The 15396-nt window shown below is 44.7% G+C and carries 10 protein-coding genes; 3 read left to right on the forward strand and 7 right to left on the reverse strand.

The annotated features are described in order from the left end of the window. Window positions 1-130: 130 nt before the first annotated feature. Entirely contained in the window at window positions 131-598 is a 468-nt protein-coding gene (locus BFN00_RS01545) for an HIT family protein (protein ID WP_071850252.1), read from the reverse strand. Between the two features lie 120 nt (window positions 599-718). Continuing rightward, window positions 719-2425, reverse strand: coding sequence for a GGDEF domain-containing protein (locus tag BFN00_RS01550; RefSeq protein WP_071850253.1), 1707 nt, complete (start codon window positions 2423-2425; stop codon window positions 719-721). Between the two features lie 1131 nt (window positions 2426-3556). On the opposite strand from BFN00_RS01550, the gene omp33-36 reads away from it, so the two are divergent. After that, window positions 3557-4432 (forward strand): porin Omp33-36, encoded by an 876-nt coding sequence (gene omp33-36 / locus BFN00_RS01555; protein ID WP_071850254.1) that lies wholly within the window; start codon window positions 3557-3559, stop codon window positions 4430-4432. Between the two features lie 69 nt (window positions 4433-4501). On the opposite strand, the gene BFN00_RS01560 is transcribed toward omp33-36, so the two are convergent. The 4 genes from BFN00_RS01560 to BFN00_RS01575 all read right to left on the reverse strand — a co-directional run bounded on the left by BFN00_RS01560 (window position 4502) and on the right by BFN00_RS01575 (window position 9647). Then, complete coding sequence (locus BFN00_RS01560; protein ID WP_071850255.1) at window positions 4502-6472, reverse strand: glycine betaine transporter; 1971 nt, start codon at window positions 6470-6472, stop codon at window positions 4502-4504. 175 nt (window positions 6473-6647) lie between these two features. After that, window positions 6648-7361: an ion channel gene (locus BFN00_RS01565; protein ID WP_071850256.1), complete on the reverse strand. Its 714-nt coding sequence runs from the start codon at window positions 7359-7361 to the stop codon at window positions 6648-6650. 245 nt (window positions 7362-7606) lie between these two features. After that, window positions 7607-9313 carry a cation acetate symporter gene (locus BFN00_RS01570; protein ID WP_082180539.1) on the reverse strand — a complete coding sequence of 569 codons (1707 nt, stop codon included), beginning with the start codon at window positions 9311-9313 and terminating at the stop codon, window positions 7607-7609. Window position 9314: 1 nt separating this feature from the next. After that, window positions 9315-9647, reverse strand: a complete 333-nt coding sequence (locus BFN00_RS01575; RefSeq protein WP_004281374.1) for a DUF485 domain-containing protein — start codon at window positions 9645-9647, stop codon at window positions 9315-9317. Between the two features lie 181 nt (window positions 9648-9828). Here BFN00_RS01575 and BFN00_RS01580 point away from each other — a divergent pair, with 181 nt between their 5' ends. After that, window positions 9829-13320, forward strand: coding sequence for a hybrid sensor histidine kinase/response regulator (locus tag BFN00_RS01580; RefSeq protein ID WP_071850258.1), 3492 nt, complete (start codon window positions 9829-9831; stop codon window positions 13318-13320). A gap of 410 nt (window positions 13321-13730) precedes the next feature. Beyond that, complete coding sequence (locus BFN00_RS01585) at window positions 13731-14492, forward strand: hypothetical protein (protein ID WP_071850259.1); 762 nt, start codon at window positions 13731-13733, stop codon at window positions 14490-14492. An 89-nt stretch (window positions 14493-14581) separates the two neighbouring features. Here BFN00_RS01585 and BFN00_RS01590 read toward each other — a convergent pair whose 3' ends face one another. Further along, window positions 14582-15232, reverse strand: a complete 651-nt coding sequence (locus BFN00_RS01590) for a response regulator (protein WP_004281370.1) — start codon at window positions 15230-15232, stop codon at window positions 14582-14584. Window positions 15233-15396 lie beyond the last annotated feature (164 nt).

Raw genomic sequence — 15396 nt, forward strand, 5'->3', positions numbered from 1 at the left:
ACCCTCCTTTGAAAAAGGAGAGATTTTTCTTCTTTATCTGACGTCATATAGGACTTAGGGGTAGGGGCGATTTTATCCATCCAATAAGTATGATAAAACGGTGATTCATTCACCGTTTTTTTATTTCTCACTATTCTATTAAACGAATTGCTTCAGCCAATTGTGCCAGTTCTTGATCATCTGCTCTTTGCGCATCATGCGATGAAATATAACCTTCATAGGCATCGAAATATTTATCGATTGAAGAATTCACGGGTTGCCAATTCTCATGCAGGCCTTGGGTCTGATGCATCGGAAATAATTTGGCATGCACATGATCGACACCAAAACCTTCAAAAATCATCCCTGTTCTGCCCACATCCTCAAAATAATGATCCAGCTTTAAGGCCACTTGTTTGGTATATAGCATCAGATCTGTCAGAACCTGATCATCCAGTTCGAATGCGTAGCTCGAATAATGCTGTTTTGGGATGACGACAGTCGCGCCCAAAGTATTGGGAAAGATAGTCAGAAAAGCCATAAACTTATGATTTTCATCAATCAAATGACAGGGTATTTCACCCTTGACGATTTGACAGAAAATGCAATTTTTACTCATTTTAAATACTCCTGAAATTTTATAATTTTTTTATTTATTTGAATAAATGGCACTGATGATGTTTTATAAAAACTACATCTCGAAATTATTTTTTAATTTTAAGTCACACGCTTATACCATTTAAACTTCTGCCACCGCATTACGTCCTTTGGCCTTTGCTGCAAACAACGCATCATCTGCATTTGACAATAAAGCCATCCAGGACATGGCACCAATGGCAACCCCGATACTGACTGAAATCTGAATCTCGTCTCCTGCTGCAGTCACAATATGACGCTCAGCCACTTCAGCCCGAATGTTATCGGCCAAAATCAATGCCTGCTGCATCTGGATATTTTCAATCAGCACCAGAAATTCATCGCCCCCATAACGTACCAGCAAATCTGTAGCACGGACATTGGCCTTTAAACGCTCGGCCACCAGCTGAATCACCTGATCGCCAATAATATGCCCATATTGATCATTCACCTGTTTAAAATGATCAATATCAATAATCATCAAACAGGTTTGGCTCAATTGACCCGGCTGATTTTCCATAAAACGAATATATTCTTCTAGCGCGAAACGGTTGGATAATCCGGTCAAAGAATCGGAATGGGCAATATTCTTTAAACGGAACTCTAGCGCATCACGTTCTTGCAACATCTGTTGCAATTTCTGAATGGCAGCGAATAAGGAATCCGAATGATTCACTTCACGCAACCGCATATCAACTTTCTGACGACCCGAGTTTTTAGACAAACTCAACAACATGCGGCGTGCCTGAATCAGTGGCAAAAATACCTGTTTGCGTGCAAAGACCATGGTGGAAATCGCGGTGAGTAATGAAATCAGCGATACCAACACGCTCCAGATCAAACGCTGCATATTGCTGTTCATTTCTTGAATAGCGGCATCTCTGCTGTATTGCAGCAGATAAGTTTGCAGGTCTACCACAGTCGCAAATTTATCTACGATCGCTTCAGTCAGCTCTGTTCCGCTCAAACGGTAGTCACGTTGTTCCAGACTGTCACTGATCAGCTCACTCACAATCGGTAAGCCCTGCTGAATAAACTCGGTTTCTACCCGTCGATGTAAACGGATGAATTCCTCTGTTTTATCTTGAGCAGGTTGAATGGTATCAATCAAGGCCCACAAATAACGCACCTGATGTTGGGTCTGTAAAGAGCGGGTAATATTTTCAGTGGGAAGCGGCGCTTCAAAAGCCACATGCGCCATGATAGATGAGGCCACCCGCCCCGCCTGGTCACGTAAATCAGATAAAAATAAAATCTGGCTAATATAGTTATTCAGAGGGGTCGATGAGCTATCTGAAGCCACCGCCACGTCACGTAAAAGTTCACGACAATTTTCCCAGGCAGCAAACATGGCCAGAATCGCCTGATCAAGTTCTTGTGCACTACGTTGCTGACGTGGCATCCGGGTATAAGCATCAACCTGTGCACGTCCTTTTTTCAGGCTGATTTCAAGCTGTGAAAGTTGCTGACTCAGGTTGTTAAAACCGACCTCCGTCAAGACATCAGCCGTCTGGTAGAGCTGCTGATCCACCTGTCGACGGTAGCTGATTAGCTCTTGCTGATGCTGGGCAAATTCCTGCACCGAACTCGACATGGCCTTATTGGCAGGCGCACGCTCACGCGAAATTTTATTTGCCAGATCAGCGACCTGCTGTAATGCATTCAATTGTTGATAGGTTTGTCTGGATTTTAAATAACTTTGACTGCTACTCACAATTAAGGGAATACAGATGCAAAGTAAACATAAAATAATAATCGACATCGACCAGTACAAACGTTTACTGATCCACTCAGAGCGTAAGGTATTCATGCTGTTGTATTACGCCCCAATATGACAAGCAAAGCTAAATAGATTGATTATTATACAAATAAAACAGGATGGTCTTAAAGCCTTTAGCCCTACTTCACTTATGTTTTTAATGAATTTTTATCATCTATTATTTTTCAGATACTTAAGTTGGTTTATTTGAAATGTTAATGCAGGGTTTCGTGACCACAGCTCTCTATAAAGTCTTATAAAAAAAAAGGGAATTTAAGCAGCTAAAAAAATATAAAAACTTGCTTTCTGCACTATTTACACCTGCAACAAATAGGTGCATAATGCACCGCATTAGGGCGAGTTAAATTATTCCTCAGCAGATATTTTAGTTTACCCGCAAATTTTGGCGAAAAAACCCCGATTTTCTATGAAAATCGGGGTTTTTTTTAGCTATTGAATTTTAGACCTCTATTTTTACTTTTTAATATGCACTATTTTGGTGCTTAAAATTATTATAATATTTCTTCTTATCATCTTTTTTAATTAAAGGTTTTTCAGAAACGGAATGATCCGAAATAAAAAATGCTGGACAAAAAAAAGCCCAACCTTGGGGAAAGCTGGGCGATAAAACAAAAAATTGTGGAGAATCAGGCTAAATCACTCTGAAAGTGTGAACTCTAACTTGATTTTCATATTATGTAAAATTCCCCTAAAAATGTAAAGCCGATTGCTTCAGTCAAGATTATAAATCATGCCCATTTAGCTCAAAAAACAGACATCCACTCTAAAGCCCAAGCTGATGATGCTCTAAAATCAAGCAATCCAATCAAGACATGAGGCGCCAGACACCTTGCACTTCTTGACAAATTTATGAATTAGCTCACTTATTTTTAATTGTTTTAATAGATAAACATATGAAATTTAATCGTATTAAGTGATTTAAATAGCCACACAATTTCTCCTTAATCTTTAATCCCAACTCTATATTTAAAGTCTAGCTTTTTGTTATACAAGATTTTTTATCTAAAATGGCTTCCGAGCCTAATACTTGAATTTTACACAAAATTAATACAATGATTTAGCTTAAAAAAATAGCGATTTTGAATTAGATTGACTTAATAAATTGTTACAATACAATATGTTCTAAAGTTGTACACATCTTGTAACAAAACGGTAAATATCATGAAAAAACTCGGTTTAGCCACTGCTTTATTATTAGCCATGACCGGTGCTCAAGCATATCAATTTGAAGTTCAAGGTCAGTCAGAGTTCATCGACAACACTGCGAATGAACAGAACTTCACTGGTGCGGTTCAAGGTACTTACTACTTCAACAATGTTGATGCTTCTAAAGGTCCTTTAGCTGAAGCTGCTTTTTTAAACCAAGCATCTAATGTTTCTTTAGCATATAACTATGGCGAATATGATGAAGCGGGTCTAGACATCGTTTCTCATACATATGGTGCTAAAGCTGAAGCATATATCCCGACTAAATTTGTTCCTGCTTATGCAAGTGCATCTTATAACCACACCATTAATGACAGCAAAAATGCACTTGAAACTGATGACAATGGTGACCGCTATGCATTAGAACTGGGTGCATTACTAATCCCTAACTTCTTGGTTGCTGTGGGTTATACCAGCGTTGCTGACCAAACTTCTTATGATGCTTTCAACATGTTTAACAACGGTGTTGCTAAAGCTGCTCTTGAATCTGGCACAATCAATGAAGACCAAGACGCAATCACTGCCCGCACTAAATATGTAGGCGCGATTGACGGTACTAACATGTCAATTGGTTTTGAAAGTGGCCTGGTTTATGGTGAAGATACTGCCTACAACTTAGGTACAACTCTTTTCCTTAACCCACAGTTAAGCGTTGGCGCATCTTATATGGAATCTAGCTTTGCTGATTCTCCAGACAAAGCTTGGGGCGCGAACGTAAACTACTTCATCACTCCTGCTGTTGCAGTTGGCGCATCTTATGTAAATGCAAATGCTGAAGGCCAAGCACTGGATACACAAACGATTGGTGTAAATGCCAAATTCCGTTTCTAATTTCTGATTAGATGCTGAAAAGAAAAAAGGACGCATATTGCGTCCTTTTTTATTGTTTTATGACTTCGTTTACTCAGGTGTACGTACCAGACTTAAGAAGTGCAAATGACGTTCATATTGGTCAATGATGTCCTGCAATAGATCTTCTTGCGTCCACTCCATCACATCATAACCCTGCCCACCTTCTCTTAAAAAGACTTCTGCCTGATAGGAATCTACGCTCGCATTCTCCAGTTCAGACATAAAGCTTGGACTTAAAGTCTGGGTGGCATTGACCTGATAGATAAAATTAATTTCATCCTGATGATCAACACGGAGCTGTATACCGTCTTCTAGCGGGCTAATCACCACGTGTAATCGGCGCCGTTTCAATTCACTTTGAAAGCTGAGAAATGCCTTATTCACTGTATTGTGAATATACTGCTGCACCTCTTCCTGAGTGTGCGGATAATGCATAATCAGGCCTAATCGCTGTTGCCAGCTGCGCGGATTCTGGATCGCACGCGGGGTAATCCGTGCGGCTTGCAGCGCATGCATTTTGGTAACATCCAGATGTAAGGCTTTGATTAATCCCCAACACATCAGCAGCATAATAAATGTAAATGGCAAGGCGCTCATGATCGTGGCCGATTGCAAAGCCTCTAAGCCACCCGCCAGTAATAGGATGATAGCCAATAAAGCCATGAGCACTGTCCAGAACAGACGCTGCCAGGTCGGCGAATTATCACTTTTCGCTGTCAGATAATCAGTCACCAATGCCCCTGAATCGGCAGAAGTTACAAAGAACAGCATCACCAGTAAAGTCGCAATGATACTGGTCACTGAACTGAAGGGTAGATTAGCTAAAAATTCGAATAGAGCCACAGATGAATCACGCTGAACTGCTTCTAGCAAGTTAGTATTGGCTTCATGCATAATGCTGTACAGTGCGGCATTGCCCATAAAGCCCATCCAGATCAGGGTAAATCCGGTCGGAATCAGCAATACACCCACGATAAATTCACGAATACTACGCCCTTCCGAGACCCGGGCAATAAACATCCCAACAAATGGTGACCAGGAAATCCACCAAGCCCAGTACATGATGGTCCAACCGCCAATCCAGCCACTTGGCTGATAGGCATACAGATTAAAGGTCATGCTAAACAGATTTGAAACATACTGTCCGGCATTCTGAATAGTGGTCTGTAACAGGTAAATACTCGGACCTGCCACAAAGACAAAAATCAGCAACAGCAGTGCAAGTACCAAATTTAGTTCAGATAAACGTTTAATTCCTTTGTCTAATCCAAAAAATACGGAAGTCGCCGCCATGGCACTGACCACAATAATCAAAATGACCTGAGTACTGGGTGCCTGTTCAATGCCAAACAAATAGTTCAAACCTGAATTGATTTGGGTCACCCCGAAACCAAGCGTGGTGGCGACACCAAATACCGTACCAATGGTGGCGAAGGTATCGACGCCATCTCCAATCGGACCATAGATCTTTTGACCAATCAGTGGATACAAGGCCGAACGGATTTTTAAAGGCAATTGATGCCGATAAGCAAAATAAGCCAAGGATAGGCCAACAAGCGTATAAATAGCCCAGGCATGTAAGCCCCAGTGAAAAAAGGTGACCCGCATAGATTGTTGTGCAGCCAGCACGGTTTCAGGTTCACCGGCAGGTGGCGTGACATAATGCATCACCGGTTCGGCCACGCCAAAGAACATCAGGCCAATCCCCATCCCTGCGGTGAATAACATCGCGAACCAGGAGGCACTGCTATATTTCGGCTGGCTATGGTCGGGCCCCAGTTTGATTTTGCCCATATCCGACAGGGCAATATAAACCAGAAGGATGAGAAATATCGCCACCGACAATACATAGAACCAGCTAAAGGAGGTGGTAATCCACTGGTTCATTTGCTGGGTGAGAACTGAAAAAGTATCGGGTGCAAATACGACCAACGCTAAAAATATCGCAATAATGGCGACAGTACTGATAAAAACATTTGGATTGATATTGGCAAACCAGGATGGTTTTGTGGAAGGCATACATCCTCCATTTTTTAGAAATTGGATCGACAAACAGCGTCAAATAATTATTGGTAAGGTCAAAATGATCAGACAGATTCAATCTATGGAAGCTAGATCTCCTGCTATTTTAGGATGTGACACAAAATAAAGCCGTTAAGTTACTGTAACCAATACAATAAAAGGATGAGCGTCATTACTCAGGCGGGTTTTCTCTATTTTTCACGTTCTTTTTATGCGGTAGACGTGCGATATATTGCAAGGCAATTAAGCGGGATACAATCAGTGCCAGATACATCACCCCGACAAACATCTGAATAATCGCTAACATCCGTGCGACCGGACTGACCGGCATGATATCGGACAGTCCTGTTGCAGACTGTACACTGAAGCTGAGAAAAATCAGATCCAGCCAGGGTTGATAGGCTTGCAGATCGGAGTCTGAAAAGCTGTACGGCACCAAGAGCTGGCAGATACTGTAAAGGAAGGCAAAGCCCCAGGCTAGCAAGGTAAAGACCGCCCCAGCGGCAAAAAGTTCATCCTTGGTCAGATAACGGTCATGAAACATATAACGCAGCAGGCCATAGGCTGCACTGAAATAAGCACCAGCTTCAAACAGGTTGGCGGTGACATGGATCCAGGTATAATGCAGCCCCAGCACAATCAGGGAGGAGAAGAAAATCGCGCCGGCGACAAAGCTGAGTCCTAAAATGGTAAACATCGGAGTCTGGCGAATGACTCTGGCAATCACCAGTAAAACCAGAACACCCAGTACCCAGGTTCCCGCCCGATAAGACACGCTTTCATAACTCAATACCGACAAGATCAAGATCAGCAATTGCAGGCACAACAGCCATGCCGAAGGCAGATGGGTAAAGCTGTTCCAGAACTGCTGCAGAGATTGCTTCATAATGCCCTTCTTGTTGCTCTTCTTGTCACTATCTTCATGTAGGGAACACATTGTTATGGTTAGCCGCTTTTAACATAGCATGCTCAAAGCAGCTTGCAGATATGCGATTTGTATGAAAATTACTGAAATAACACTGCACAAATCCAGCCAGCTCAATTCAATACGGCGTTTATACTAAAGAAAAAACTTGATGATATCTCCATAAAAAAAGCCCCTGACGGGGCTTTTTTAGCGTAGCGCAGATCTTAGTGATCCGATGCACCTGAGATACCAATACCAGTTTGTGAGCGTACAAACTGCGCATCAAAGGCTTTGCGTTCTGCCTGAGCCTGTGCCGAATTATCCGTCACAGAGAACAACCAGCAGCACAAGAATGACAATGGCATCGCGAAGATTGCAGGACCATTGAACGGGTTCACTGGCGTATCAGAAATACCCAAAGTATCGACCCATACTGCTTTAGACAGCACAATCAAGGTTACTGCGGTTACCAGACCGGCAACACCACCAATAACTGCACCACGTGTCGTCAAACCTTTCCAGAACATAGACAATACTAGTACCGGGAAGTTGGCACATGCCGCAACCGAGAATGCCAGACCGACCATGAAGGCTACGTTTTGTTTCTCGAACAGAATCCCGAGAATCATCGCGAAGATCGCAAGACCTAAAGTCGCAATCTTAGACATACGTAGTTCCGATTCAGGCGTGGTTTGGCCTTTCTTCAACACGTTGGCATACAAGTCATGCGAAATTGCTGAAGCACCTGACAGGGTCAAACCTGCAACCACTGCAAGAATCGTGGCAAATGCAACTGCAGAAATAAAGCCCATGAACAGGTCACCACCGACTGCATCAGACAGGTGCACCGCCGCCATGTTATTACCACCCACCAGCTCCAGCTTGCCAGTCACAGCCATTTTCGCAACATCAAGGAATTGCGGGTTGTTCGATACATATAGAATCGCACCGAAACCAATGATGAAGGTTAATAGGTAGAAATAACCAATAAAACCTGTAGCAACTACGACTGATTTACGCGCTTCTTTGGCATCTTTTACCGTGAAGAAACGCATCAGGATATGTGGCAGACCTGCGGTACCAAACATCAATGCCAGACCTAAAGAAATCGCATCAATCGGATTAGACGCCAGACTACCCGGACCCATGATCTTGGTCGCATCTGCCAGGCTCAAGTCATGCACTTTTGAATAAACACCAATCGCCTGCTCAAACATGTTGGTAAAGCTGAAGCCCACGCCTTTCATGACCATAAATGCCATAAAGGTCGCACCAGACAGCAACATCACCGCCTTGATGATCTGTACCCAAGTGGTTGCCAACATACCGCCGAACATCACGTAGGCCATCATCAACAAGCCAACGATCACGACTGCAATGTTATAGTTCAGACCGAATAGAAGTTTGATCAGCTGACCTGCACCCACCATCTGTGCAATCAGATAGAACGCGACCACAACCAGTGAACTTAGAGCAGCCAAGGTACGTACCGGTTTTTCCTGCAAGCGGAAAGACACTACGTCTGACAGGTTGTATTTACCCAGGTTACGCAGACGTTCTGCCACCAGGAACAATACAATCGGCCAGCCCACCATGAAACCCAGTGAATACAGCAAGCCATCAAAACCGGACAGGAATACCATCGCGGAAATACCCAGGAACGATGCAGCTGACATATAGTCACCGGCAATCGCCAGGCCATTCTGGAAACCGGAAATACCGCCACCGGCAGTATAGAAGTCTTTGGTATTGGTGGTTTGTTTTGCTGCCCATTTGGTAATAAACAGCGTAGCACCTACGAAAATCACAAACATGATAATCGCGTGCCAGTTGGTCGCCTGCTGTTCTGCTGCACCCAGATCAGGACCAGCGAATGCAACGCCTGAAGCCACTATCGTGGTCGCCAGGGCAATAAGAGAATTCCATTTCATCTTAGTGGTGTCCTTTTTCATGCGCAATCGCTTCGACTTCACGGATTGCTTCTTCAGTCAATTGATCAAGTTTGTTATTGGCAATGTAGGAATACACACCACACAAGATAAACGACAGGACAATGATACCTAGACCAAGTGGAATACCCCACGTGGTCACACCACCTGAAATTGAAGACAATAGAAATTCTTTGTTGTAACCAACCAGCAACATGAAACCCACATAGACAAATAGCATAATGCCGGTCAACGTCCAGCTGAGCATACTTTTCTTGCGGACCATTTCCTTGAATTTTGGATTTTGTAGAATACGATCTACTTGTACCTCATCCATAATTACTCTCCTGTAGCCCAACCTTGGGCTGCCTATTTTTTAATTCGAATTATCACTGTTGCACGTTAACAATAATCGTAGGTGCTTGTAATTTAGACTTTGGTCGTTAAAAATGATCAATTTAAACTGTAGCGTTCACGATGCGTTATCATAGCGGCATGCTCAGTACACATCAGGCTATATGAACAGTTGGCTCATCATAGGGGTACTCGCCCTCTATATCGCATTACTCTTTATCTGCGCTTTCTACGGGGAAAAACATGCCAGCCGGCTGAGTACCCGTGGGCGCATGCTATTGTTTAGTTTAACTTTAGGCGTCTACTGTTCCTCCTGGACCTTTTATGGCGCCACGGGTGCTGCGGTACGTGAAGGCATTATTTTCCTGCCGATCTATCTGGGTCCGCTGCTCTTCGTTGCCGTCGGCTATGACATCTGGCGCCGTTTGGGACGGGTGAGACAGCATCATGCCATTTCCTCGATCGCTGACTTTGTCGCAGCACGCTATGGTAAAAGTGGTCCCCTCGCTTCGCTGGTAACCATTCTAGCAGTAGTGGCAATTGTGCCTTATCTGGCCTTGCAGTTACGTGCCATTGCCCTGAGTGCCGCCGTCATTCTGGAACCTTCCGCAGGTGTAACCGGCACCACCAATGGCGTGCTGTTTCTAACTGGGGTTCTGGCAATACTGGCGATGATGTTTGGTACCCGGCAGATTGCCAATACTGAACAGCATGGCGGGCTGATGCTGGCCGTAGCATTTGAGTCTTTTGTTAAACTCTTCGCCCTGTTGGCAGTCGCCTGTTTCTTTATGTTTGAAGCACCAGAAAATCTGGCACAGATCAGTAACGATATCAGTACCACTTTTCATGATGTGCAACTGTTTGGCGTACCACAAAGTTTCTGGATTCAGACCCTTCTGGCGGCACTGGCGATTATTTGCCTGCCGCGCCAGTTCCATGTGGCGGTGGTTGAGCTGCGCGATGAAAAACATATCCGCGGTGCGCGGCGCTGGTTTGCGGTCTATTTGATTCTGACTACCCTGGCGATTATTCCCATTGCCAGCTGGGCGCTACATGCTGCACCGCAATATCTGGCCATTCCGGATGTGGCGGTACTGTCCTTGCCACTTAGCTATAACCAAGACTGGCTCACTTTATTAGCCTTCTTGGGTGGTTTTTCTGCCTCTACCGGGATGCTGCTGGTGTCTTCTGTGGCACTGTCAATCATGCTCAGCAATGACTTGATCATGCCGGCGTTGTGGCGTTTAAAGCTGATTTCCCGGCATGACAAACGCTTGCCGCTGGTGCTGAAATTTACTCGCCGGGTCTGTATCCTGGGCGTGATGTTGATGGGCTTCCTGTTCTTCAATTTCTTTAATGATATTGACCAGTTGTCGGTTTTTGGTCTGTTGGCATTTAGTGCGGTGGCACAATTCGCCCCTGCCCTGATCGGTGGCCTGTACTGGCGTGGCGGTAGTAAACAGGGTGTCTATGCTGGACTCCTGACCGGTTTTGCCTTGTGGGCTTATACCCTGCTGTTTCCAACCATTTTGCGCAGCCTGCCAGAAGCCTATAGCAGCTTTAGCCAAAGCTTGCTGAATCAAGGGCCTTTTGGCTGGAACTGGTTAAGACCGGAAGCCCTGATCGGTTTTGAGTCTTTTGATCCGCTGACCCATGGAGTAGTTTGGGCACTGGGCTTAAATACCCTGCTGTATATCTGGATTTCCCGTATTTTCCGGCCGAGTATTGCCGAACAGATTCAGGCCGAAAGTTTCTTCTATTATGAAACCAAGCCACTACCCTCGCAGAGTCCTTCTAACGAGGTCAGCTATTCGCATCAGGATGTCGCACGTTTAAAAGTCGGTGACCTGATTACCCTAGCCAAACGCATTACCGGTGAAGGGCCCACTACCCGCGCTTTTCAGCAGTTCTGCACCCAAAACAGTGTCGAACTGAATGAAAACAGCAGTGCCAATGGCATGTGGTGGCGTTTCACTGAACAGTATCTGGCGGGGACTATCGGGGCAGCTTCAGCACGTACCCTGTTGACCACGGCTATGGTTAATAATGGTTTGGCATTGGGTCAGGTCGCCAATATTCTCGATCAGGCCTCGCAATGGCAGCGCTTCAATCAGAACCTGATCATGACCATGATTGATCACATGACCCAAGGGGTCAGCGTGGTTGATGAAAATATGTGTCTGGTGGCCTGGAACAATCAGTATCTGAAACTGTTTGATTATCCGACCGATATTGTCTATGTCGGTTGTCCGATCGCAGACCTGATCCGTTATAACGCTGAACGTGGTGAATGTGGTCCGGGTTCGGTCGAAGAACATGTCCGGAAACGGATTCACTGGATGCAAGTCGGCAGTGCCCATGAATTTGAACGGATTCGTAAAGATGGCCGCGTCATTCAGATGCGCGGTAATCCGATCGAAGGCGGTGGTTTCGTAACGACCTTCGCCGATATTACTGCCTTCCGTGAAAATGAAGCCGTGCTTGAAGCCCGCGTTCAGGACCGTACCCAGCAGCTGGCCGATGCATTGTCCGAGCAGCAACTGGCGCGTGAACAGGCCGATAAGGCCAATATGTCAAAAAGCCGCTTCATTGCAGCCGCCAGTCATGACCTGTTGCAGCCAATGCATGCCGCGCGCCTGTTCAGTACCGCACTCGAACAAAGCGTGCAGAATGATGAAGACCGCAAGACCTTACAACAACTGGATCGTGCTTTGCATGGTGCAGAAAGCATGTTGTCTGCCCTGCTGGATATTGCCCGACTGGAAGGCGGCACCATTCAGCCGAAACGTCAGGCTTATCCGCTGCATGACCTGCTCAGCGATCTGGAACTCCAGTTCAAATCCATCGCTGCACAGCGTGGTATCAAGTTCAGTGTGCATGATGCACAGTTCTGGATTGATACCGATCCACAATGGATTCGCCGGATTATCCAGAACTTTGTCAGCAATGCGTTGCGTTATACTGCCAGAGGTAAAGTGGTGGTCGGTGTATTACGTTCGAGTAGCAGACCGAATCATATCCGCATTGGCGTCTGGGATACCGGCCCAGGGATTGCCGAAGAACAGCGTATCAAGCTGTTTCAGGAATTTGAACGTTGCGGCCACACATCTCCTTGGGGTGAACAGGGTCTAGGCCTAGGTTTGGCGATCGTACAACGCATGACCAGCATGCTGGACTATCCGGTACATGTGTCTTCTGCGCTGGGTAAAGGTTCCTGCTTTATGATTGAAGTGCCTGTGATCGAAGCACCGAAAGTGGTCGCAGCACCGGTTCAGGCCGTACCTTTAAAGAGCAAAGCCTTTAAGATTCTATGTCTGGATAATGATGAAACCATTCTGGAAGGCATGTCGACCTTATTGACCAAATGGGGTTATCAGGTGTTTAAAGCCACTGAACCTGAACAAGCAGCCATGCTGATTCAGCAGGAAAATATTCAGGTCTGGCTGGTGGATCAACATCTGAATCAGGACAAGATCGGTCTGGATTTCATTCTGGAACATCGTTCGAAGGATATTCCGGTCGCGTTGATTACCGCCGATTCCGATCCGGAATTGCCGCAACGTCTAAAAGAGCTAAACATTGTTCTGCTGAAAAAACCGCTGAAACCGGCCTCATTACGTTCATGGTTATCTGGACTGAAAATTTCCGACTCCTAAGTAGATAACGATCTGATCAATGCCCATTTCACACCCTGAAATGGGCATTTTTTATACTCAACTGCCACATAAACTTACCTAGCTTGCATAAAATTTATTCTAATGTGCTAAAAGCAGCAAATATGCCGAAAATACAGCTGAATAAATTGACCAAAATGCTCATTTTTTAATTCACTATGGCAAAAACTGACGAATGTATTAATGTACATGTGTACACTTAGTTACAATTAATTATCTTATTGTTTTTAATAAAAATTAAAGAGTAATTTTCCACTACTATAACTTTAGTCGTATTTTTTATCCCTTGCACTTGGCTCTAAAAATAGAGGAATAAGAAACGATCAGTTCCCATCTCATGCAGCCTTAATTTTTTGGTCGCTGATCTATTTCTGCATATCGGAGTTCTTCACATGAACATAGATCAAAATCATGGCCTGAATCAGACCCAGCAGTTTCACCGTCAATATGGCGCCAATGCCTTATTGCCAAGTATTGACTGGGCACAGATCTTTAAATACAGCAAGCTGAATGATGCCCAGTATCAGGCACTGGAGACGCTGTATCAGAGTGCAGTCCCTCTGGCACTGCAAGTCTTTGATGAATTACATTTTGATGTCTTTGAACCTTATGCCTACAAGCCGCAAGGTCTGGGCCTATTTGAAAAGATTGCTGAACAGGAAGACAAGCTGATTCAGTCTTTAGAAGCCGAAACAGAGGATCTTCCGGCAAAAACCCGTCATCAGATCTGGAGCATGTTGCTGCGTGGTGGCGCGGTACTGGTCTTTAAGGCCTGGCTGGGTAAGGTCAAAAATAAAGAAGATTGCCTGGACACCACCCAGTTTGATGAACTGTCTGATCTGTTATTTATTAAAACCTGCCCACATGAGTTGGCGCAGCGTTTACATGTCGATCCGAATACGCGCGACGAACATGTCTTCCTGATGTATGAAAATGAAGTTTATCTGGACCGTTTTAACAGTCTGGAAACTGCGGCGCTGTTTGTCGATCTGGGTGTTTATGATGCGACTTTCCTGAGTCTGCGTGATGATCGCGTGGCGGAATATCTGAAATCGAAAGGTTATGTCACTGAAGAGCAGATTGACGAATTGCAATGTGCCTTAAATCCATTGTTTTGTGATGATTTCACCCGCAAGCAGGATTATATCGCCTAGCTGACTCAGGCCTTTGCACTCAATTTTTCAGATTTCACCCATAAAAAAAGACCTCCAAGGAGGTCTTTTTCAATTCGGCTATGCAGAACTTACATTTTGCGGTCTTCAATATTCAGTGCATTAATGGCCAATACCGCTTGTGTCCGGTTTTGTACTCCGAGTTTACGGAAGATTGCCGTCACATGCGCTTTAATCGTCGCTTCTGACACATCCAGTTCATAAGCAATCTGCTTGTTTAATAAACCTTCAGCCACCATCATCAATACCCGGAACTGTTGCGGCGTCAAAGACTGGATCCGTTCTGCCAAAGCCGTTTCATCGGCAGCACGCGGATCAAAATTCATATTGGCTGGCAGATTTGGTGGTAACCAGATTTCACCTTCCAGCACTTCACGAATCGCTTCACCGATATGGCTTGGGTGGGCAGATTTAGGAATATAGCCCATTGCACCATGCGCGATCGCACGCTGGATAATGCTGACTTCTTCATGTGCAGACACTACAATAATCGGTAAAGACGGATATTGTGCGCGGACATGCACGAGGGCAGAAAATCCGGAAGCGCCCGGCAGGTTTAAATCCAAGAGCACAAGATCAGGCTCAGGGCCATTTTCTAGACGTTCATAAAATTCATTGACTGCCGCAGTTTCATGAATCTGGGCTTGTGGCAGGCTATAACGTACAGCTTGAATCAAGGCATGACGAAATAGTGGATGATCATCAACGATTAAAATATTCATAGGCAACGTGAGAGAGATCTTGGCACGGTAGTCCCTATTCTAACCACACAACCCGGTTAAGGATATGCAAGACACTACAATTTTTAAAATAATATGCAGTTTTTCTTCAAAATTGCCCATTTTTGCACTATTGCAATAATTGTTTAATTCTCATCACTTTTTTA

The sequence above is a fragment of the Acinetobacter sp. AR2-3 genome, assembly GCF_001878775.1.
GTDB lineage: Bacteria > Pseudomonadota > Gammaproteobacteria > Pseudomonadales > Moraxellaceae > Acinetobacter > Acinetobacter lwoffii_D.